Genomic DNA, 23,075 nt, shown 5'->3' with positions numbered 1-23,075 from the left:
TGGAATATTTTGCGCGTTTAAATAGTATAAACTTTAACACTTAAATATCGAGCAAAAAAAAGCCCGCACAATGCGAGCTTAGTATGATTGTATATTAGCTTTTACAAAAAACGGCATTTACGCCGTCTTGTTGTATCGCTCAACACTAGATGAGATTTCTGCTTTAGCTGCATCGATATCAGCCCAACCTTCAATCTTCACCCATTTGTTTGGCTCTAAATCTTTATAATGCGCGAAAAAGTGCTCAATTTGATTTTTCAACAAACCAGGAACATCTTCGATATTGTGAACATCATCATAAATCTTAGTTAGCTTTGAAACAGGCACAGCGATTATTTTTGCATCTTCGCCCGACTCATCAGTCATCTTTAATACGCCAACTGGGCGACATTTAATCACTGAACCAGCAATAAGAGGATGCGGAGACATAACAAGTACGTCAACCGGGTCACCATCGTCAGACAATGTCAGGTTTACGTAGCCGTAATTCGCAGGATATTGCATGCAGGTTGCCATAAAACGGTCAACAAATAATGCGCCCGTGTCTTTGTCTACTTCGTACTTAACAGGTGTAGAGTATGCTGGTATTTCGATGATGACATTCACTTCATCAGGTGCGTTTTTGCCTACTGGCACATCGTTTAAGCTCATGGATATTTCCTATCAATAAATTAATTGCCGCGATTATAAGAAAATCTCCGCATACTATCCACATAAAGCGCCTAAGAGTTTGGTCTAATGACGCTTAAACGGTGGGTCAATTGCGTTAGATGTTAGTTAATAGCAGCGTTTTGCCTACTTATAATAGCTCAAGCAAGCCAACACTTCGTTTTTAGAACCTAACAGCGTAGGTACGCGCTGATGAATTTCTTCCGGCATGACTTCCATAATGCGGCCCTGACCTGTGTCGGCTAAACCACCGGCTTGTTCCATTAAGAAAGCCATTGGGTTTGCTTCATAAAGTAAGCGTAACTTACCCGGCATTTTAGGATTACGTTTGTCGAAAGGATAAGCAAAAATACCACCGCGGCAAAGCACGCGATGTATATCGCCAACCATCGCTGCTACCCAGCGCATGTTGTAGTCTTTTTCTCTTGGGCCTTCAGACCCGGCAATAAGATCTTTCACATATTGTTGAATTGGCTCTTCCCAATGACGTTGATTAGATGCGTTGATAGCAAATTCAGCGGTGTCTTCAGGTACTTTTATGTTTGAGTCAGTGACCAGAAAGCCACCGTGAGTTTTATCCAAGGTATACAGGTGTGTGCCGCGACCTGTTGTCATCGCCAACATGGTCGATGGACCATATAATACATATCCCGCCGCAACCATTTGCGTTCCAGGCTGAAGGAATGCAGACGGATCATCTGGCTTCATCCATTGGGGCGCATGCGTAATTGAAAATATGGTGCCGATCAAACTATTGATTTCCGTGTTTGATGAACCATCTAAGGGATCAAAGCTCACTAGATAATTGCCATCAGGGTTACAAGGTACAACAGTATCCTCTTCTTCCGAAGATATTGCCTTAACGTAACCTGATTCACGCAGCGTATCTTTTAATATCTGATTAGAAATAACGTCTAACTTTTTTTGCGTTTCGCCCTGCACGTTTTCAGACAAGGTCGAGCCAAGCACACCGGCCAAAGCACCTTGACTGACGCGGAAAGAAATTTCTTTGCAACCGGCTAAAATAGTACGTATTAAAAGAATAAGTTCGAGCGGAGCGCCATCTTGTTGAAGCTGAGAGTTTAAGCGTTTCATGGTACCAAGTGTTCCTTAGATGTGAGATCAAAACGATGGAGACTTGCATATTGCACTGACGATTTTATGCAGAATGCTCATCCTTGTATAGCTTGGGTAACAATTGTAACTGGGAAGTGTTCAAATTGCGACCTTGTTGTTGCATACGTATGCAGCAAAGCCCATTGGCGCTTGTTATCAAAAAACGAAATAAAAATAAATCGTAAAAAGTAGATCCTCATCTCCCGATGTTTTGATACAGTTAGCAGTAAAGTGAAAAGACGAATTAATAAAAACATGCACGTACATATTTTGGGCATTTGCGGTAGTTTTATGGGCGGTATTGCTGCTATTGCAAAGTCACTTGGGCACACAGTAACGGGTTCAGACACAAACGTTTACCCGCCGATGAGTACACAACTGGAGCAACTCGATATTGAGTTGACTGCGGGCTTTGACACTCAACAATTTACGCCTTGTCCCGACATGGTCATTATTGGCAATGCGATGGCGCGCGGAAATCCGGCGGTGGAATACGTACTCAATCGCAATCTACCGTATACTAGCGGTCCGCAGTGGTTGTTAGATAATTTACTTAACGATCGCTGGGTAATTGCCGCGTCAGGCACCCACGGCAAAACCACAACGTCCAGCATGATTGCTTGGATACTTGAAGATGTCGGCCTTAATCCCGGGTTTTTGATTGGTGGCGTACCAGAGAATTTTGGTATTTCCGCTCGCATCGGTGTTTCTCCGTTCTTCGTTATTGAAGCGGACGAATACGACTCGGCATTTTTCGACAAGCGTTCTAAGTTCGTACATTATCGCCCTAAAACCTTAGTCATGAACAATCTTGAATTTGATCATGCGGATATTTTTGAAAACCTCGACGCCATTAAGAAGCAATTTCATCACCTAGTGCGCTGCGTTCCGGCCAATGGCACAATCATATCCCCTGCCGATGACACGAATTTAGAAGATGTGTTGAATAAAGGCTGTTGGAGTGAAACTCAAAAAGTAGGCGACTCAGATGCGAGTGATTGGCGCGCTGAACTGATTAATGCCGACGGCAGTCAATTTAACGTATGGCAACATAATAAGCTGGTTGGTTGCGTAAATTGGGAGCTTATCGGTGATCATAATGTCAGCAATGCTGTTATGGCAATTGCGGCTGCGCATCATGCTGGTGTGCAAACGGCTGACGCTATTAATGCCCTTTCTCGCTTCAAAAATGTGAAGAGGCGCATGGAAGTGAAAGGAGAGATCGCAGGGATTACGGTTTACGACGACTTTGCTCATCATCCCACGGCAATCCAAACCACAATAGCGGGGCTCAGACATAAAGTGGGGGATTCGAGAATAATTGCCGTTCTCGAACCGCGTTCAAACACGATGAAAATGGGAATACATAAAGACACATTGGCAAATTCTTGGCAACAAGCCAGTGAGGTATTTTTGTTTGAGCCTCCGAATGTCGACTGGTCGATGCAAGCTTTGGTCGCAAACAGTATTGCTCCCGTACATCTATACCAAGATACGGACCGTATTATAGAAGCGGTTGTGGAACTGGCGGAACCAGGAGATCAAATTTTGGTCATGAGTAACGGTGGTTTTAACGGTATTCATCAAAGTCTGTTAACAGCATTAGCTGTAAAATTTACGAATAATATTTAACAAGCAATATTAGCTAGCAATTTCTGAAGCACGATTTGACGCTCCAGAAGCTTTAAGGTTAATTACAAAATTAGTGACTTATTTTAAATCATGACAAGAGACAAACTATGAAAAAACTATTGATTGCTTCTGCCCTACTTGCGGCTAGCTCAGTTCAACAAGTGCATGCTTGGGGACAAACAGGCCACCGCGTCACAGGCGCAATAGCGGAGCAGTATTTGACGGTTGAGGCGAAAGCAGCAATTGAAATGTTGCTGCCTAATGAAAGCCTTGCTGAGGCATCAACTTATGCAGACGAAAATCGCTCAAACCCTGACGACTTTTGGCAGAAAGAAGCGGGTGCATACCACTATGTAACGGTGCCGGCCGGCAAACATTATCATGAAGTAGGCGCTCCTGAACAAGGCGATGCCTATACCGCATTAACGAAATTCTCTAACATTGTGAAAGATAAAACAGCGCCACTAGCAGAACGCCAGCGCGCCTTACGCTTTATTGTGCATATCATCGGCGATTTACACCAACCGCTGCACGCGGGAAATGGCACAGATAAAGGAGGTAACGATAGAAAGGTCAAATTTTTCTGGGAAGACTCAAACTTACACCGCGTTTGGGATTCAGGCTTAATTGATAGACGTCAACTGTCTTACACTGAGTGGACAGAGTGGTTGAGTCAAAAAATAACAGCTGAGCAAGCGGCTGAATGGAATACAAGCGACCCACTCATTTACATTGCTGAAAGTGCGGAAATACGCGATGTAATTTATCCAGAAAAAGATAATATTAGCTGGGATTATTTGTATCAGCACATACCTATCGCAACCGAGAGACTGCAAGAAGGCGGTGTGCGCATCGCGGCTTATTTGAACGACCTGTTCAAATAAAAAGACAACATCTATAGAGACAAGAAAGGGAGCAAGGTATTGAAACTTGCTCCCTTTTTTTAATTATTAGCTTTAGAAAAATTTTGCTTTAAAAGTACGAAAGATTAATCGATGTCTAATGCTTCTGGCGAGAGGATAATGCCAGTGCCATCAGCATACAGGTGATCTTCAGGCAGGAAAGTGACTCCCGCAAAATTCACGGCAATATCAATATCGCCAACTTCTCTGCTTTCTGAGTTCACAGGAATAGCGCTTAAGGCATGGATCCCAATATCGCAATCTTCGAGTATGTCAATTTCACGCACGCTACCGTAACAAACAATACCTTCCCAGCCATTTTCAGCGGCCATTTGTGCGTTATATGCATCGATTAGGGCTCGCCTGGTTGAACCGCCGCCGTCTATCAGCAATATTTTACCGTCACCTCGAGTTGCCAATACCCTGTCTACCAAGCCTTTGTCTTCAAAACATTTAATAGTGGTCACCTCACCACCATAAGAATAGCGGCCACCAAAACTGGTAAAAATAGGGTCGAGTACATCGACACTATCAGCGAATAAATCACATAATTCAGAAGTATTGTATTCCATGATATTCCTCAAACTATCGTTGATAAATCGTTTGCTTAGGCATGCCTTATAAACGTCTAGTGTTATACTAGCACTTCTGACCATAGATGAAACTACAATATCAGCGCAACAAGCCTTGTCACATAGGTTTCTTCTTATTGTCACCGTTTATTCATATTGAGATCGTATCTTTCGTTCAGTGTTTGGCTAACGTGAGAAAAGCATGACATTTAAGCGGATTACAAAGTTAGATACAGCTCTTTTTTATTGGTTTAATCGGTATTCAACAACAGGCAGCTTAACGGTCCTTACAAGTATACGGGTGATTTCAAGGACCGGAGATGGCCACCTTTACATTTTTTTGGGTGCTTTGTTATTTTGCTTAGATAACAGCCACGGCGTACTTTTCTTTTATACTGCACTCATGGCTTACGCGCTTGAGGTCCCGATTTATTTGTTTTTAAAACAATGCTTTAAACGTAAACGACCCAGCGCTAGCTTAATCAATTTCACTGCTCACATCACGCCCTCCGACAAGTTTAGCTTGCCTTCTGGTCATACTGCTGCCGCCTTCCTGATGGCAACAATAATCAGCAGTTTTTACCCTACATACAGCATCTTCGCCTTTAGCTGGGCAAGTTTAGTTGGACTGTCGCGCATTTTATTGGGCGTCCACTTCCCATCCGACGTTCTCATTGGCGCGGCACTGGGCATCAGTATTGCCAGTATTAGTATGTTCATTTTAGCTTGAGGCTACAGCATGAAAATTTTATATGGCGTGCAAGGGACAGGAAATGGTCACATTGCGCGAGCGAGGCTAATGGCTGAAGCGTTTGCGCAACGCACAGATGTGCAGGTTGACTATCTGTTTTCAGGTAGAGATGCTAACGCTTACTTCGACATGGAAATATTCGGTGACTATCAAACACGACGTGGGTTATCGTTTGTCACTGAAAACGGCTCGCTGCACCGTTTCAAAACAGTGAAAAATATCAGATTAATCGAATTTATGCGGAATATTCGAAAGCTAGACCTAAGTGCTTATGATCTCGTGTTAAATGACTTTGAACCCATCTCCGCATGGGCTGCTAAAAATCAAGGTGTCCCTTCACTCTCAATCAGTCATCAAGCCGCATTTATGTATGCAGTGCCAACCGAAGCTCAAAGCATCGTTGATAAATGGGTGACCCGGTATTTTGCACCAACCCAGTATGCTCTTGGTGTGCATTGGTATCATTATAACCAAGCGATTATCCCGCCTTTCGTGCCGCCTTTGATTTCGCCTTCAATCCCGAAAGACTCTTCAATCAATAATGTTGACCGTCACGGAAGACCAAAGAAATCAGATTTCACACTTGTTTATCTGCCTTTCGAGGACACGAGCCAAATTCAACAAGTACTACAAGCGCTGAGTGAAAACCGCTTTTATTGTTATCACCCCGATGTTGAATTTCCATTTGTAGAAAAAAACATTCACTGGTTTCCGCCATCAAAGGTAGGCTTTCACGGAGCGCTGTCGTCGTGTAAACAGGTGATTGCGAACGGCGGATTTGAACTAGCAACAGAATGTTTAAGTTTAGGTAAAGCCCTTCTAATGAAGCCCTTAACGGGGCAATTCGAGCAATTTTCGAACGCTTTCATGTTGCGTCAGTTAGGCATATCAGACACCTTGTTTAGCCTGAATACAGACGACATTGAAGAATGGCTAAACAATCACCATTCCACAAAAATTTGCTTCCCTGATAACGTGAATGGCTTTATTGACTGGATCATGGCAGGCGACTTATCCGACACTGCAACAATATGTCGACAACTCTGGCAACAAGTTGAATTTCCAGACGAAGTAGGTGAAAAACTCCGCACCGCAAGTCGCGTAAATATTTAGCGCTAGACCTAGAAAGAGTTTGCATTTTAGGCCATTGCAGTGCAATGTTAAGCGCATATTAAGCAAGTTATTTTATGTCCATGAATCGAATGTCAAAATTAGCGCTTTGCATAGCGCTAGCCCTATTTTTATGCGCCTGCGGTCAACGTGGTCCGTTGTACCTTCCGAAGCAAGCGCCGAGTAATGAAAAAACGCCTTCAACAGAAAGCGACCCCCTGAGTAAATTCAACAGTAAAGAAGGTCAATAACAATGGATTTCTTTACCTATAAAGATGCGCAACTTTTTGCGGAAGACGTCGCAGTTGCTGATATTGCAAAGGCACATGGCACGCCTGTATACATTTATTCGAGAGCAACTATTGAACGTCATTGGCATGCTTTCAATAATGCTGTTGCTAAACACGATCATCTTATTTGCTACGCAGTAAAAGCTAACTCTAACCTGGGTGTATTGTCAGTTTTAGCTAAGTTAGGTTCAGGCTTTGACATCGTCAGTAAAGGCGAGCTATGCCGTGTCATTGAAGCCGGCGGCGATCCAACAAAAGTGGTTTTTTCTGGTGTCGGTAAAACATCGGATGAAATACGTTTTGCGCTGCAACAAAACATCATGTGTTTTAATGTTGAATCCGACGCAGAGCTTGACCGAATTAATAAAGTAGCGGGTGAAATAGATGTTAAAGCGCCTATTTCAATCCGCATTAATCCGGATGTTGATGCAAAAACGCACCCTTATATTTCAACAGGGTTGAAAGCCAATAAATTCGGTATCGCTCGCGATGATGCGCTGCGTGTTTACAAACGCGCTGCTGCAATGCCTCATTTAGACGTTAAAGGAATGGACTGTCACATTGGTTCTCAGTTGACCGATATCACACCGTTTGTTGATGCATTAGAGCGGTTATTAATATTAATAGACGAGCTGGCTGAGCACGATATCCACATTTCACATCTTGACGTTGGCGGCGGTTTAGGCGTTCCTTATAACGACGAGACGCCTCCTCATCCGAATGAATATGCAGCGGCTATGGCTGCAAAAATGCACGGCCGCGAGCATCTCAAACTTATTTTGGAGCCCGGCAGAGCGATTGCTGCAAATGCAGGTATCTTAGTTACCGAAGTTGAGTTTTTAAAACAAGGTGAAGAGAAAAACTTCGCGATCGTCGATGCTGCGATGAACGATTTAATACGCCCTGCATTATACAGTGCATGGCAGGCCATCATTCCAGTTCAACCACGACTGGATATTGCGGCGCAAAAGTATGATGTTGTCGGTCCTGTTTGTGAAACCGGCGATTTTTTAGGTAAAGATCGCGACTTGGCAATCGTGCCAGGGGATTATCTTGCAGTCAGAAGCGCTGGTGCTTATGGCTTCGTGATGGCTAGCAACTATAATAGTCGTTGTAGGCCTCCTGAGATTATGATCGATAAAACAGAGACCATTGTGGTTCGCGAGAGAGAAAAATTAAAAGATCTCTGGAAAGGCGAGCATAAAATTACGTAAACTAGGGCAATAGCCTTACAAATATAATAATAATTATAAGACGCAAATGCTGTTAAATTTTTCTAAAATGCACGGGCTCGGCAACGACTTTGTCGTTATTGATAACGTTACCCAAAATGTGTTTTTCTCCAAAGAGAAGATCCAGCAGCTTGCCGACCGCCATTTTGGCATCGGCTTCGATCAGATGCTGATTGTAGAACCGCCTTACGACCCAGACCAAGATTTTCATTACCGAATTTACAATGCTGACGGCAGCGAAGTTTCTCAATGTGGCAATGGGGCTCGCTGCTTTGCTAAATTTGTTAAACAAAAAGGCTTGATAAACCGCAACAAGATAATTGTTAGCACAAAAGCCGGTCGCATGGTGCTGTATCTCGAAAAAGACGGCAGCGTAACGGTGAATATGGGGCGTCCCGTATTTGCGCCAGAGCGCATTCCATTCAAAGCAAATAAACAAGAAAACTTCTACATTATCCGTGATAATGAACACACTTTTTTCTGTGGTGTAGTGTCGATGGGTAACCCTCATTGCGTCCTCGAAGTTGATGACGTAGACACTCACGATGTTGTGGGTATTGGCAAAATAATTGGCAATAATGAACGCTTCCCAGAAGGCGTAAATGTTGGTTTCATGCAAATAATAAGTCGTAGCGAGATAAAGCTTCGGGTTTTTGAACGCGGCAGCGGAGAGACTCTCGCCTGCGGCAGCGGGGCTTGCGCAGCGGTTGCGATCGGTATTATGCAAGACAAGCTAGATAAAGAAGTGAATGTCACGCTTCCTGGTGGTAAACTAATTATAAAATGGCAAGGGGAAGACAGTCTATTAAAAATGACGGGCCCCGCAGAACACATTTATGACGGACAAATAACGCTATGAATAAATCAGGTGTTAAAGGAAATACTGCGCAAGCGCTAGCGCCAGACTTTCCCTCAGAAGCAATCACGGAAGCAGAAGTACGCGAGTATATTCTTAATAACAAAGATTTTTTTGTTAAAAATCCAGACGTCGCTGAAAAAGTACAGGTGCCACATAAGCAAAAAGGCACCGTTTCTCTTGTAGAATTACAGAGCAGTCAGCTTCGTAAAAAAGTTCGTCAACTCAGCTTTAAACTCAGCCAACTCATCTCTATTGCTAAACAGAACGAAGAAATTTATCGCGTATATGCCGACTTAAATCTTCGTCTACTGCGTTGTACTGAATTCGCAGAAATGCAATACACCATTGAAGAAACGCTGCAGGATGAGCTCGATATGTCAGCCGCGGCAATCAAACCGTTTAAAGGGCTTTTTGCTTTACCCGAAATTCAGCAGCGTTTGTTTATGGAAAAACGCTTCAAAGACAGCGACTTCTTTTTTGGACGCCTAAGCCAGCATGAAAAACAACTCTTGTTCGGAGATGCCATTGCCGAATCAGTTGCTCTTGTGTTACTTGGCGATAAACGCGACCTAGGCATATTAGCTATTGGTAGTGCAGATCCAATACACTTTACCCCAGACATGGACACGTTGTTAATACGACAGCTTCAGGAGTTCCTCAATGTCTCAATGCCTGACTTACTTCATTATTAATAAAACGTTTGTGAGTGAAATACTTGCATGCAAAACACCTTTTTATAAAACGCGCATTGTTAACAGCCAATTTTGAATGCTTCCTTGGCTATTGAAGAACAAATCCCTCCTCAATTGAGCTCTTGGGTGATTGATTTTATCCATCATATTCGCGTAGAACGTCAGCTTTCTGAACACACCTGTAAAAACTATCAACGTCAAATTCTCAGTGCCTTAAACCACCTTAATATCGACAATTGGGCCGAACTTACTGCTGATCACATCAAGATGATGCTCATGCACTGCAGTAAAGAAAAGTTATCAACACGCACCATCAATTTGCGGCTCACAGTATTGCGTAATTTCTGTGAGTTCATGGTAACGCGAGAATACTTAAGCAATAACCCTGTTGCCTCCATCCAGTCCTTGAAGCAATCAAAGCCATTACCCAAACAGCTCAACGTGGATGAAATGGGCAGTTTACTGAATTTTGATACGACCGAGTTTTTAGGAATCAGAGATAAAGCGATGTTTGAATTGCTTTATGGCTGCGGCATGCGTTTATCAGAGTTAACGGGCCTTGAGTTGAACGATATTTTAGCCGGTGACGAAGTTAGGGTGATCGGTAAAGGCAACAAAGAGCGACGTTTACCCCTTGGGCGTCAAGCCAAGGTAGCGCTGGGCTTATGGCTCAGCGAGCGGGATAAATTGTTACCCTCGAGTGATGAAAAGGCGCTTTTTTTATCCAAGCGCAAAACCCGAATTTCGAATCGCCAAGTTCAAAATAGACTTGATTATTGGGCTAAGCAACAAACCTTGTATCAACAAATAAGTCCGCATACATTGCGCCATTCTTTTGCCACACACGTATTAGAATCTAGTAACGATTTGCGAGGTGTTCAGGAGTTGCTAGGGCACGCTAACCTATCAACGACACAAGTCTATACGCACCTTAATTTTCAGCACCTTTCTCAAATTTATGATAAAGCACATCCGAGGGCGAAGAAGAAGTGATTATTTACAAACCGACTCCTAAAATTCAAGCGATGACTTTCGATTTAGACGATACTCTATATGATAACTGGCCATTGATTGTTGAAGCAGAAAAAGGTTTGTTAAATTTTATTGCCGAGGAGTATCCAAATGCATCTCACCTTGCTAAAGAGGATTGGCAACAATACAAACGACAAGCGCTGCGCGATGATCCGGAACTGTTTTCAGACATGGGTGATTTGCGACGTATTATCTTAACAAAAGGACTTCAAGAATCTGGTTACAGTGGCGCTAAGTTAACAGACGCTGTAAAAGTTTGTTTCGACTGGTTTTACTTTGAGCGTAGCAATTTTAAAGTGGGTGAAGCTGAATGCCAATTACTCGAAAAATTGTCCCAACACATGCCATTGATTGCAATTACCAATGGCAATGTAAACACCCAGCAAATAGGGCTTGATGGCTATTTTCAGCAGGTTTTAAAAGCCAGTCGCCAGCGCCCAATGAAACCACATGCGCACATGTTCGATGAAGCCGCTAATTACCTTAGTGTTAACCGAAGCAGTATTTTGCATGTCGGAGATAACTTAGAAAAAGACGTTTGGGGTGCTATTAACGCAGGATTTTCAAGCGCTTGGCACGCTTGCGACCGACCAATGAAAATAAAAAATGAACCGGTTAAAGTGCTTCCTCACGTAGAAATTCATCAACTTGAAGAACTTTTAGCATTTATATAGCAAATAAAGGGGTCAGGGTAAATTAAACCAAGGGGCCTAAACCAAGAAACCAAGGGGTCAGAGTACATGAAAAACAGTAATGTTTTTCATGTACTCTGACCCCTTGGTTTCTTGGTTTCTCTGGCCTCTTGGTTTAATTTACCCTGACCCCTTTATTTTATTTGTTTAAGTAGTTTTGTAGTTGTTCAATTTATCTTTCATAGTGCTGACTAACGCGGATAACTCATCACTCATTTTCTTCATATTGGTAGCGCTCGCCGTATTTCCTTCGGTGATTCGATTCACATTTTCGATACCTAACTTGATATCCATCGACACTTCTTTCTGCTGGCTTGCCATTATTGCCGTTTCACTATTCAAGGACTTAATTTGATCAACTGCCGCTAATGCTTGCTGTAAAACAGCGCCCGTTTTCGATGTGGATTCAACTGTTTCAAGCGCAGATGCTTTATTGGTGGCCATTGCTGTTGATGCTTCTTTACTGCCGGCTTGTAGCCTCTCAATCATCGTTCTAATTTCTTCAGTTGATTTTTGTGTTCTGCTCGCTAACGATCTAACTTCATCAGCAACAACAGCAAATCCTCTTCCTTGTTCGCCCGCTCTGGCAGCTTCAATAGCTGCGTTTAAGGCAAGCAAATTCGTTTGTTCTGCAATATTTCTGATAACTTCCATTACGCCGCTGATTTCTTCACTTGAGCGCGCTAACTCTTCAATGACTAAAACCGAATTTTGCGTATTGTCGGCCTGCCCCTTGATGTCAATGATTGTCTTATTCAGTGTCTCTACACTTAAATTTGTTTCTTTGTCTGCGGTTGTTGCCGCCTCATCAGCTTTTGCCGTATTGTGTTCAACAGCAGTTGCTTTTTCTTCTAAAATACTCGCTGAACGAGTCATAGAAGACACTTCTTCGCTGAGTTGTTTGACCGATGCTTGCGCGTTGGTAGCAAGCTCATTTAACGCCAGTGCTTTGTCAATAAGTTTGCTAGAGGTAGATTTTACGTCTGTAATAGTATCTTCAACTTTACTAAATAACCTATTTAAACCTTTTGCCATGCGACCAAACTCATCAGTATGACGTTCGTCAAACCGCACGCTTAAATCACCCCGACCAGACGCAACTTCATTAATAGTATCGATATAATTTTGAATTCTTTGCCCGACAATCTTGTTAAGTAAGAAGAAAATTGTCCCTAAAATAACCAAGCCAGCGATTATCTGTTTCACAGCTGCGCCAATCACGCTCGACCATATTGTACTTGAAACTTCAGCATTACTTGCCGCCAATACAATACTGTAGCCCCATTTATCATAACTCACTTTTGTTAGCTGCCAATCATCAGTGTTGCCGAGTGCTTTCTCTACCTCACTCTCAGATAAATTCGACGAGTTAGCGCGAATATTGCCTTTAGCATCGAGCAAGGCAATGAAGCCTTCATCCAATAAGCGACTATTTGCAATCGTATCTTGAATAGAGCGCAAATCAGCTGAATAACCCACATACCAAATTCCGATAGTTTCACCATTGCTGTCAAACATCGGCGCGTAGCCGGTCAAAAACGGGTTTCCGAGGATATCAACTTGACCAAAGTAAGGTTTCCCGCTGTTAATATTGACAATGGCCTTCCCTGTAGGGCTTAGCTTAGTTCCAATAGCTCTCTTATCGTTTTTAATAACGTTAGTTGCTATTCGAATATAATCTTGGTCAGTTTTGCTAAAAATAGTCGCTGTACCATTCATTATTTCAGTTAAGCCGTCAACGAGGGTAAAGTTGTTTCCTTGCCCAGAAGAACCTAAGTAAATATTATTAGCCGAAACACCGTTCACGGACACAGTACCGTCAATTTTAGCTGGCCCTAATTCAGCGCCCATTTTTTTAAGCAGGCGCATACTGTTTTGCACTCTCTCAGCCATAATTGTGTCAGTGGTATCTAACACATCAATAATGTGTTTTTGTTGTTTCAAAATGTCTGAACTAATCATTTTTTGCGTTTGTGAGGCGCTTTGAAAACCACTAATAACCGCTAAAGCAACTGCAAAAAAGGCGACAATCGTCGCTACTGCATAAAAAAACTTCTGTTGAATTGTCATATTTTGGGCCTTTGGTGCTTAGTTCTTCGAACTGTGTCGTTTGACTTCTCATTAACTTATATCGGATGCCTTAATAAAGTCTAGAGTAAAATTTGCACAGTTCAGCTATTGCGATATGAAAGAACTCAAAAAAAGCATTAATATTCTGAAAGGAGCTCTATATTTATGTTAACTAAACGCATACGATGAAGCGCAACCCAATAAAAATAAGGCAATTAAACCCATGACTTCCAGTTCTCCCTATCCACATTTACTTGAGCCTTTAGATTTAGGCTTTACTACCTTGAAAAATCGTACATTGATGGGTTCAATGCATTTAGGTTTGGAGGAAGAGAAAGGAGGCTTTGAGAAACTTGCTGCATTTTATGCTGAGCGCGCAAAAGGTGGTGTTGCATTGATCGTGACGGGTGGAATTGCGCCAAACATAGCCGGTTGGGTAGCTCCCTTCGCTGGACGCATGAGCAGTTCACGGCACGCCAAAAAACATCGTGTAATAACCGAAGCTGTGCATAAGGAAGGCGGTAAAATTTGTATGCAAATTTTACATTCGGGTCGCTATGGGTATCATCCATTGGCGGTTTCAGCATCGGGCGTTAAATCCCCTATCACCCCATTTAAACCAAGAGCGCTGTCGTCAAGAGGGGTACGCAGCACCATCAAAGATTATGTCGAATGTGCAAACTACGCCAAGAGTGCTGGTTATGACGGCGTCGAGATCATGGGCTCGGAAGGTTATTTAATTAATCAATTTTTTTGCGAACGCACTAACCAGCGTGACGATGAATGGGGCGGTAGCTTAGAAAATAGAGCTCGCCTAGCCATTGAAATTGTTAAACAAACTCGTCAAAAGGTAGGTGCCGATTTTATCATTATTTATCGTTTGTCGATGTTAGATTTAGTAGAAGGCGGAGCACAGTGGGAAGAGGTGGTCTATCTCGCTAAGGAGATAGAAAAAGCCGGTGCGACTCTTATAAATACGGGTATTGGTTGGCATGAAGCAAGAATACCAACCATCACTACATCAGTTCCGCGTGCTGCCTTCACTTGGATAACGCAGCGAATGAAAGCCGAGGTAAAGCTTCCGCTAATTTCCACTAACCGTATTAATACACCCGAAATTGCTGAATCTGTATTGGCTCAAGGACATGCTGATATGGTGTCTATGGCTCGCCCATTTTTAGCCGACCCCGACTTTGTCGCCAAAGCGATGCGCAATGAGTCAGACCAAATAAATACCTGTATTGCCTGCAACCAAGCCTGCCTTGATCATGCGTTTGAGCAAAAACGGGCAAGCTGTTTGGTCAACCCACAAGCTTGCTATGAAACTGAGCTGATTTTTAAATCAGTCGCTGCTCCAAAAAAACTCGCGGTAGTAGGCGCAGGTCCAGCAGGCTTAGCATTTTCAACTTATGCCGCTGCGCGTGGACATGAAGTGCATTTATTTGAACAATCGAATGAGATTGGTGGCCAATTTAACTACGCAAAACAAGTACCTGGCAAAGAAGAGTTTTACGAAACCCTGCGTTATTACAACAAACGCATTGAAGTCACTGGGGTTAAGCTTCATTTAAATACGCGAGTCGACGCTAACATGCTAAAACAACAAGGCTTTGAAGAAGTTGTGATGGCCACAGGAATTAAACCGCGTGGGTTAACTATTCCTGGCAGCGACCACCCTAAGGTGTTGAGCTATATCGATGTATTGCGTGATCACAAGCCTGTTGGCGCTAAAGTGGCTGTGATTGGGGCGGGTGGCATTGGTTTCGACGTGTCTGAATACTTAGTCGAGCAAGAAGAGCTCACCACACATCTTGATAAATGGCTGGCTCATTGGGGGGTTGATAAAACATATGAAGCAGCCGGCGCACTGATGGAAAAAGAGTTACATAAACCGCCAAGAGAAGTTTATTTGTTACAGAGAAAAACCACGAAGGTAGGTAAAGGTTTAGGTAAAACCACCGGCTGGGTTCATCGTAAATCACTGATAAACCATAAAGTGCAAATGATGAATGGCGTTAGCTATGAAAAAATAGATGACGAAGGCCTGCACATCAAAATTGGCGATAAAAGCAAAGTGTTGAACGTAGACAACATTATTGTTTGCGCCGGGCAAGAGCCACTAAAAGAGCTGCATGCAAGCTTATTAGAAGCGGGCATGCAGGTACATATTATAGGCGGCGCTGACGTTGCTGCAGAACTTGATGCAAAAAGAGCGATTCGGCAGGGAGCTGAGCTTGCAGCTGCTATCTAGAAGTTAAGAGGTTAGTTAAATCTTGGTCTAAACGGAGTGATTGATTTCATTACTTCCGTAGGCCTACAAAAAAGTATCATTCTAATTTCCAGTGTGAGGGGAACACCTGTAAGTTCGATAGCAAAAAGCTATCAAACTTTTGATGCCTGACGAGCGAACAGGATAATCAATGGAGTTCAAACCCAAAAACAGCGTTATAGCAGACTTAAAAATTGAGAACCGATCTGCTGAACTAACAGAAAGTATCGGCTCTCATAGTAGTATTCATAAAGGCGCGAAGAATGAAAAACAACCGCGCCTTTATTGCATATTTAACAATGCTTTACGAGCCTCATCAAAACGCTGATACAGTCTCGGCATTGGTTTTTCGCCATAGGCTTTTTTAGCTCGTATTTCGGCTGCATCGATTGCACGAATCAGTTCGCCAGCGGCTTTAGCTTTATCCGCTGTAGTCGTGCTACCTATCTGTTTTATCCAAATGGGTGATGAATGCGCAAACGGCCTTGCATGCATACTTGGCCAGCTGTCTGCTCGCTGCTCTGATGCATAAGCCCGCGCAGCAATCCACCCGCCCTCAGGCAATTCTACTTGGCCTTGATAATTTTTCGTTTCACCACTCTTTATGCTTGCGAGCGTTTGTACAACCTTTCCGTTGACGACAATTTCAACTTTTTCCAAAGCGACCGTACTTGCGAGGCTTAATGTGTAATTTTGCTTACCGCTGTCGCTCACATCGCCAGGCTTAGCGCCATTATCTAATGAGAACGCTATCATCGGCCCCGTGCTTAAAAAACTTCTTCCAGCAAGTGCTCCAGCAAGAATGGGGTCGGCATCGCTATTTTCGTTCAGCGGGCGCACATAGGCGCGACCTGTGCCCACAGCAGGGGTGCGATGAAAATCTACCCAAGTATCTGTGCCCGACATAGCAATGACAGGTTGGCCAATGTTGAGCAAACGATACCAAAGCTCAGAGGTACCGAGAGGACTTGTCCATGCGCACACCAACTCTAATCCCATCTTAGGTTCTAGCACGCCGTCTGATACAAGCTCTAAAGGAATGCCGTTTATGTTACCTTCAGTAGAAAAAGGGTCTTCATCATCACCCACTGAATGCACATACGTGGCAAAGGCGCCCACTTTGTTGGCATAGGCGAACACATCCGCATTAGTCAAATCAGGGTCACCCAATGTCGGGTTATTCGGCCCAAAAAACCAAGGCGTAAAGGGTTCGGTGACATTAAGTAAGCCTATGTGCCCATGAAAATGAGAGCGTACCTCTTGGCCCTGAACAACGGTATATGCATCTTGCGTTGTGCGTTTACCCACAATGTCGCTGTCGATGAGGCGTTCCCATCGGTTCCAGGACATAGGTGAAAGCATATTGAGGTCCTCTCCCTGCATTTGCAGCAGGGCGTCCTCATGGGTCGCGCGTTGGTGACCGTCACCATTAAGATGACCATGAAAATCTGCTGAATAGTAACCTGCTCTGCTGCTGTCCCATATAGGTGCAAGCTCGATTTTGAGTTGCTCTGTCTTAGATTTTTTAACCTTCAGTGTTCGCGATACTAAATTCGTCAGCGGTCCGCGCGCAGCCAGAACTTCATATTCACCTGTTGGTAGGGTCAAACTTATTGATTTGTCGACGTAAAAATAGGTACGCCCTGTTTGAGGGTCAACAAAAGTTGCGCCCTTTGGATTTGAAACAGGATGACCGTCAGCCGATACGATGGATAAGCGGGCAGCCACAGGAGACTGCTGCCCATCAAATATAGAGATATTTAACTGGCCAGAGGGTGCTTTGTAATCCCAAGTCGTCACCTGAACTTCCTCCGGCTTGCTGCCATAGGTACCCATGCGCATAAGTTGAAACTGACGATTATCGCTTAATTGAACGTAATAGATTTGATTGCCATCAGCACTAAATGCAGGCGTTAACGCAAAGCTAGTTCCAGTAGTTAATCTTTTGGATACTCTTTGGTCAGACATATCCATGGTCCAAAGATGGTAATCGTTATCGATAGGTGCGCTGTACACTAGTAAATCACGAGTTGGATGTACATCGCTAGAAAGATGGTATGTGAGCGTCTGAGCTTTAATTATCTCATCGCTACCGGCTAAAAAGTCGCGGTGTCTTAATACTCGATGCGCGCCATCACCATGCAAATACACTATCCCTTGTCCACTAGCTAAGCGCCTGACGTTGCGTTCCACCTGTTTTAAATTGCTAATTTCCTGCTGTGTTGCACTGGCAATTTCTCGCTGATATAGATTCAGAGATCCAGAAATTCCGCTGCTGTAATATAAGTACCGTCCGTCGGCGGAAAACTCAGGGTCGATGTCGATTGCAGTGCTATTAATAACGGTTTCTTTACCGCTATCTAACTCTTTGATAACGACTGCGGTATCGTCACCAAAATCACGAACAAACGTTAAGCGCTTGCCATTCGGAGACCATCTTGGTCGCGAATCAACCGCGCCAGAATCAGTAAAACGTTTCGCCACTCCGCTTTCTAGGTTAAGCAGCCAAATCCAACCTTTCGATGCTATAGCAACTGTTTTGCCATCAGGCGAAGGAGCGGGATCGGTAATACCGAAGGTATGTATGGGCAACTCATGTTGTTCCAAATACAATTGGTGACCAAAATCATCTACTTTTGGATAATGATTGACCCACTGTGCAGAAGCCATTGTTGATATCGTTAGCATAATCAATAATGCGACAAACGCCGTCGTTAACTTGCGCCACGCTAGTTTTTCAAATGAATTTGTATATGGAGTGTGAGGTCTCATGCTTGATTGCTCTGATGTAGTTTTTATAATTACTAACATACAAACATTGTCCCGCCTTTACAAGCTGAGAAATAAAGGGGTCAGTGTTAATTAATATTTCTCTCGATAATTTCTCAAGCCGCTTTTTTCGACCTTTGAGTCAACACCGCAACTAACAAAGCTGGTAAAAATGTAAGACTCAAAATAGTCGACACAAATATTCCGCTTAAAACGATTATCCCCACTCCACGATATAGCTCTGTGCCCTCTCCAGGGATCAGTACCAAAGGCGCTAAGCCAAAAATAGTCGTTGTGGTCGACATCATGATGGGTCGCAGTCGGGTTTCAACCGCACTTTTAACAGCATCGCTTAGTTCTTTGCCTTTCTGTAAATTACGTCGGGTCTGGTCTACTATCAAAATTGGATTATTCACCACCGTGCCTAACAAAATTAAGAAGCCCAGCATGGTAATCATGTCGAATGGCTGATAGCCACCACCAAATAATCCATTAACCCCATTTAGCGCAATCAAACCAAGTAAACCACCTGCCATCCCCAGTGGGATCATAGCTAACACAAACAAAGGATAGCCCCAGTGACTGAATATCGCGACCAGTAACAAATAGCAAAGAGCTACTGCGATAATAAAGTTTTGTGAAAGAGATTCCTGAGTAGCCTCTAACTGATCTGCAGCACCTGAAATGCTGACCTTTAAACCTTGCGCAATTGCTCCTTCCCTACGCAATTCAGGTAAAAGTTGCTCGCGCACAGTTTTCACGGCAGTTTCAAGCGCCACTTCGCGCGGAGGGATAATGTATACCGACACCGTGCGTTCGCCGTCTATACGTCTTACCGAATCGCTGCTTTTACTTTCGAGCAGTGTTGCTAAAGAATTAAGCGGTAGAACATTTCCCGCTGGCGTTAAAATAGGAGTCGAAGCAAGCTGCTGGATGGTTTGCTGATTGCCTGCGCCGCTAAACATAAACATATCAACTTTGTCGTCGTTTAAAAGAAATTCATCAACAAAAGCACCGTCGCTTACTGCCGCTACGGAGTACCCAAAGTCACTGGCATTCATTCCCAACTCGGCCAATCGCTGCCAATTTGGTCGAATTTCAATGAAAGGTTGCTCCAAGGTTAGCGAGCTTGGGTCAGAGTTAAGCTGAGGATTATTGAAATAACTATCCGCTTTTTTAAATACTGCATTGGCGGCTTTGTACAGTTGTTCGATGTCGCTACCGGCAATTTCTACTGCTACAGCTCGAGTGCCACCATCGTTGCTAGAAATAATAGAGCCCCTAGACGAGAACGCACGCATTCCCTCGTAGCTCTCAAATTTGTTGGTAATAATGTCCATCATGGCGCCAACCTCTTCAGGATTGGTTGGCATACTGACCATCCAAATGCCGCCGATATTCACTCGCATGTTATAAAATAATAGTGAGGGCATTTCGGCTTCACCCTTGGCAAAAGCGTCAGGGTCAGCCTCTACAAAAGGCGTAAAATACGCGCGCAACTCGTCGCCAATCTGTTCCATTTTGCTTAAGTTAAAATCAGGAGGCGCTGTCATCGTCGAGAATGCTTTAGGCTCTTCCCCCTCAGGCAAATATTCAGCAGCAGGCATTAACAAATAAGCGCTTGTCATTATTATTACAATGAAAGACCCCGCTACAACCCTTGCTCTAAAGACAGTGGCAGTTACTTTTTCCACTAATGCTTTACATTGATTCGCCACGCGCTGCTGCATCCCTTTCTCTTCAGATGCATTACTATTGAGTCTTCCCATTGCAACGGGAACAACGAAAATAGCGACCAACATGGAAGCTAAAATAGCACCTGATATCGCGATTGCGACGTCGGAATAGAGCTGTCCGGCTTCTTGCTGAATAAATAAAATGGGCGCGAAAACTAAAATCGTAGTCGCTGTGGACGCTAACACGGCGGGCCACACGTCTTTTACACCCTCTATGGCTGCTTCTAACTTAGCTAATCCTTTGCGTCTAAACTGCACAATAGATTCTAGCACTACGATGGTGTTGTCCACCGTCATCCCGATAGCAAAAGCAACACCCGCCATTGATATGACGTTAATCGTGCGGCCAAAAGCTAAGAGTGCGATAAAAGCAGCAATGGTGCACAAAGGAATGCCAATCACGCCGATTAACGTTGTGCGGGCGGAACGCAGAAAGTAAAACATCACCAAAGTTGCCAAGCCTGCGCCCAACAGCAGATTGATCCAAACATTTTTAAGCGAACTGGATACGTATATTACGTCGTCACTGAAGAGCTCCATTTTCAAGCCGTTGGCTGCTAAAAGCTGTTCATTTAGCTCGGCTACAATCGGCAATATTTGTTGCTTAATCTCGATCACGTTAGAACCCGTCTCGCGACGCACTGATACGCCTAAATTACGTTCTCCATTCGCATAAGAAAGCTCACGTTTTTCAAAATGGTCAAGCTTGACCGTAGCGACATCTTTTAAATATACATTGCTGTTTCCATTGCGTTGAATAATGGCGTTTCTAAGCTCACTGAGCTCCTCAAAACGCCCAACCACACGCAATAAAAAGCGGCTATTCCCGTCCTCAATATCACCAGCCGATGAGTCAGAATTACGACTACGAATGGCGTCTCGAACTTGAGTGAGGCTTATGCCACGCTGCGCCAGCTTAGCTGCATCAATATTAATTTGAATTTGTCTTTCTGAACCACCGCGAATTTCAATTTGCGATACCCCAGGGACACTTTCCATGCGAGGTCGAATTACTTCATCAGCAAAATTGAACAGCATGTCGATGTCTAGCTCCATCGGGTTGCCATCAACAGGAATCAACTGAAAATACATAAACGCATTGCTAGAAAACGAATCAGAAAACAACCTAGGTTGATCAACATTTTCAGGGTAGCTAGGTACTTGACTTAGCGCATTACTTACGCGGATCAAAGACTCATTAACGTCAACGCCAAATGGAAACTCTAGCTCAATATTCCCCTGTCCCATCTCTGCTAACGATATCATGCGCTGAAGACCGGTCACGCTGCGTAAATAACGCTCTTGCTCGATCAGGATTTCTTTTTCAACATCTTGCGGAGTGGCTCCAGGCCAGCCAGTGCGCACTGAAATTGTGCGTACCTCAAGGTCTGGGATCATCTGAACAGGAATACTGATGGCAGCAACAATTCCCAAAATACAGCTGATGCTAACTATTACTGCAACCAAAATGCCGCGTTTGATGGCTGACTCAATCATGAGGCTGGTGCATTCTCATTGATATTGAGCTGTACATTGTCACTTAACAATTCAACACCAGTAGTTACGTATGCTTGATCAACACTCGCATTAGTCACTAAGACCAAATCACCGCGCTCTTTTAAAATCTCAACTATCACACGTTTGGCACGATTATCTACGGCAGCGAAAATACTCCAACCGCCATCGGGGTGCTGTTTTAGTGCCGAAGCAGGCAACCAAAAAGCCGTTTGCTCTGTGTCAGGTAGGTTAACTTCTGCCTGAGCAGACATACCAATTAGCATTTTCGCATCGGAAGGAAGGGCAATGTGTGCGGTAAAAGATCGCGTTTGTCTGTTAGATACGCCAACTAGTCGCTGAATGCTGCCCATTACAATGTATTGATTATGACTATCGGGCATCACTTTAATGGGGGAATTAAGCTTACTAAAAACACCGTAATATTCTTGCGGCACCTCAATGCTCAAGCGTTTGTCTTGCTGAGAGACAATGGCTAGCACACCGCTTGCAGGCGTAATCCACTCTCCCACATCTACCAGCCGTTGATAAATCACACCCGAAAATGGCGCGGTTAACACATGTCTTTTAAGGATTTCTTGCTGCAGGTCCAGAGTAGCTTTCAGCCTAGAGAGCTCGGCTTCGGCTCTCGCGACATTAGTTAAGCGTTCTTCTACAACTGTTTTGGCGGCTAGCTGTTGTTTTGAAAGCGTATCGACTTCTTTGTATAAGCGTTGTGCCTCAGAAAGCGCTACTTCGGCAGCTTTTAAGTTAGCCTGAGCTTGACGTTCTGCTAATAGCCCAAGTTTATTATCTAAGGCTAACAAAGCTTGGCCTTGTTTGACTTCATCACCCACTTCAACAAAAAGTTCTGCAACAACACCAGATTCAAGGGGCGATAATAAGGCGTCTTGAGACGATTCTATCGTCCCCGTTAGTGATAAGGTTTGATAATTTTTAGTTACCGAAGGATAAGTAACAGAAACATCAACGGGCGAGCTTTGCGCGTCAGCATGAGTATTAACAAATACAGTGAGTAGCAAACTAAATAAGATTACTTTTGCACTAGCCCGCATTATTTCTCCAAGATTATTTTAAAAATATTCAAGTATCAAAACACTTCAAGCTCAAATTGCTAAGTTTACGCAAACCACTAGAGCACCACTTTTGATTTTAAATCAAAAAAGT

Annotated in this window: 18 protein-coding genes; 11 read left to right on the top strand and 7 right to left on the bottom strand. The window is 43.7% G+C overall.

Annotation, left to right across the window (positions count from 1 at the left end; translation table 11 throughout):
- Window positions 1-117: 117 nt before the first annotated feature.
- Together ppa and GNIT_RS01500 are read right to left on the bottom strand one after the other, a co-directional pair.
- On the bottom strand, window positions 118-651 hold the full coding sequence (gene ppa, locus GNIT_RS01505; RefSeq protein ID WP_014107351.1) for an inorganic diphosphatase: 534 nt from the start codon (window positions 649-651) through the stop codon (window positions 118-120).
- 144 nt (window positions 652-795) lie between these two features.
- Window positions 796-1,764, bottom strand: a complete 969-nt coding sequence (locus tag GNIT_RS01500; protein WP_014107350.1) for a class 1 fructose-bisphosphatase — start codon at window positions 1,762-1,764, stop codon at window positions 796-798.
- A 276-nt stretch (window positions 1,765-2,040) separates the two neighbouring features.
- Between GNIT_RS01500 and mpl the strand changes: the two genes are divergently transcribed.
- Together mpl and GNIT_RS01490 are read left to right on the top strand one after the other, a co-directional pair.
- Entirely contained in the window at window positions 2,041-3,417 is a 1,377-nt protein-coding gene (gene mpl, locus GNIT_RS01495; protein ID WP_041246252.1) for a UDP-N-acetylmuramate:L-alanyl-gamma-D-glutamyl-meso-diaminopimelate ligase, read from the top strand.
- A gap of 107 nt (window positions 3,418-3,524) precedes the next feature.
- On the top strand, window positions 3,525-4,301 hold the full coding sequence (locus GNIT_RS01490) for a S1/P1 nuclease (protein WP_014107347.1): 777 nt from the start codon (window positions 3,525-3,527) through the stop codon (window positions 4,299-4,301).
- Window positions 4,302-4,405: 104 nt separating this feature from the next.
- On the opposite strand, the gene rraA is transcribed toward GNIT_RS01490, so the two are convergent.
- A complete protein-coding gene (rraA, locus tag GNIT_RS01485) occupies window positions 4,406-4,891 on the bottom strand; it encodes a ribonuclease E activity regulator RraA (protein WP_014107346.1) in 486 nt (161 codons plus the stop codon).
- 202 nt (window positions 4,892-5,093) lie between these two features.
- Here rraA and GNIT_RS01480 point away from each other — a divergent pair, with 202 nt between their 5' ends.
- The 8 genes from GNIT_RS01480 to GNIT_RS01450 all read left to right on the top strand — a co-directional run bounded on the left by GNIT_RS01480 (window position 5,094) and on the right by GNIT_RS01450 (window position 11,531).
- Complete coding sequence (locus tag GNIT_RS01480) at window positions 5,094-5,621, top strand: phosphatase PAP2 family protein (protein WP_014107344.1); 528 nt, start codon at window positions 5,094-5,096, stop codon at window positions 5,619-5,621.
- Between the two features lie 9 nt (window positions 5,622-5,630).
- A complete protein-coding gene (locus GNIT_RS01475; RefSeq protein WP_014107343.1) occupies window positions 5,631-6,755 on the top strand; it encodes an MJ1255/VC2487 family glycosyltransferase in 1,125 nt (374 codons plus the stop codon).
- Window positions 6,756-6,844: 89 nt separating this feature from the next.
- Window positions 6,845-7,003: an LPS translocon maturation chaperone LptM gene (gene lptM, locus GNIT_RS17800; RefSeq protein WP_014107342.1), complete on the top strand. Its 159-nt coding sequence runs from the start codon at window positions 6,845-6,847 to the stop codon at window positions 7,001-7,003.
- Between the two features lie 2 nt (window positions 7,004-7,005).
- A complete protein-coding gene (gene lysA / locus GNIT_RS01470) occupies window positions 7,006-8,256 on the top strand; it encodes a diaminopimelate decarboxylase (protein ID WP_014107341.1) in 1,251 nt (416 codons plus the stop codon).
- 46 nt (window positions 8,257-8,302) lie between these two features.
- Window positions 8,303-9,133: a diaminopimelate epimerase gene (gene dapF, locus GNIT_RS01465; RefSeq protein ID WP_014107340.1), complete on the top strand. Its 831-nt coding sequence runs from the start codon at window positions 8,303-8,305 to the stop codon at window positions 9,131-9,133.
- Window positions 9,130-9,825, top strand: coding sequence for a DUF484 family protein (locus tag GNIT_RS01460; protein WP_014107339.1), 696 nt, complete (start codon window positions 9,130-9,132; stop codon window positions 9,823-9,825). The genes dapF and GNIT_RS01460 overlap by 4 nt, the downstream gene beginning before the upstream one ends.
- An 84-nt stretch (window positions 9,826-9,909) precedes the next feature.
- Window positions 9,910-10,818, top strand: a complete 909-nt coding sequence (locus tag GNIT_RS01455) for a tyrosine recombinase XerC (RefSeq protein ID WP_238526924.1) — start codon at window positions 9,910-9,912, stop codon at window positions 10,816-10,818.
- Entirely contained in the window at window positions 10,815-11,531 is a 717-nt protein-coding gene (locus GNIT_RS01450; protein ID WP_014107337.1) for an HAD-IA family hydrolase, read from the top strand. The genes GNIT_RS01455 and GNIT_RS01450 overlap by 4 nt, the downstream gene beginning before the upstream one ends.
- 165 nt (window positions 11,532-11,696) lie before the next feature.
- On the opposite strand, the gene GNIT_RS01445 is transcribed toward GNIT_RS01450, so the two are convergent.
- A complete protein-coding gene (locus GNIT_RS01445) occupies window positions 11,697-13,619 on the bottom strand; it encodes a methyl-accepting chemotaxis protein (RefSeq protein WP_014107336.1) in 1,923 nt (640 codons plus the stop codon).
- A 223-nt stretch (window positions 13,620-13,842) separates the two neighbouring features.
- Here GNIT_RS01445 and GNIT_RS01440 point away from each other — a divergent pair, with 223 nt between their 5' ends.
- On the top strand, window positions 13,843-15,870 hold the full coding sequence (locus GNIT_RS01440; protein WP_014107335.1) for an NADPH-dependent 2,4-dienoyl-CoA reductase: 2,028 nt from the start codon (window positions 13,843-13,845) through the stop codon (window positions 15,868-15,870).
- A 300-nt stretch (window positions 15,871-16,170) separates the two neighbouring features.
- On the opposite strand, the gene GNIT_RS01435 is transcribed toward GNIT_RS01440, so the two are convergent.
- From GNIT_RS01435 to GNIT_RS01425, 3 genes are all read right to left on the bottom strand, one after another.
- Window positions 16,171-18,660, bottom strand: a complete 2,490-nt coding sequence (locus tag GNIT_RS01435) for a CehA/McbA family metallohydrolase (RefSeq protein ID WP_148261675.1) — start codon at window positions 18,658-18,660, stop codon at window positions 16,171-16,173.
- Between the two features lie 113 nt (window positions 18,661-18,773).
- On the bottom strand, window positions 18,774-21,890 hold the full coding sequence (locus tag GNIT_RS01430; RefSeq protein WP_014107333.1) for an efflux RND transporter permease subunit: 3,117 nt from the start codon (window positions 21,888-21,890) through the stop codon (window positions 18,774-18,776).
- Entirely contained in the window at window positions 21,887-22,963 is a 1,077-nt protein-coding gene (locus GNIT_RS01425; RefSeq protein WP_014107332.1) for an efflux RND transporter periplasmic adaptor subunit, read from the bottom strand. Before GNIT_RS01425 ends, GNIT_RS01430 begins: the two co-directional genes overlap by 4 nt.
- Window positions 22,964-23,075: the final 112 nt, after the last annotated feature.

This window comes from Glaciecola nitratireducens FR1064 (assembly GCF_000226565.1).
In the GTDB taxonomy this organism is placed as follows: domain Bacteria; phylum Pseudomonadota; class Gammaproteobacteria; order Enterobacterales; family Alteromonadaceae; genus Glaciecola; species Glaciecola nitratireducens.
This window is presented reverse-complemented; position numbering and strand designations above follow the sequence as displayed.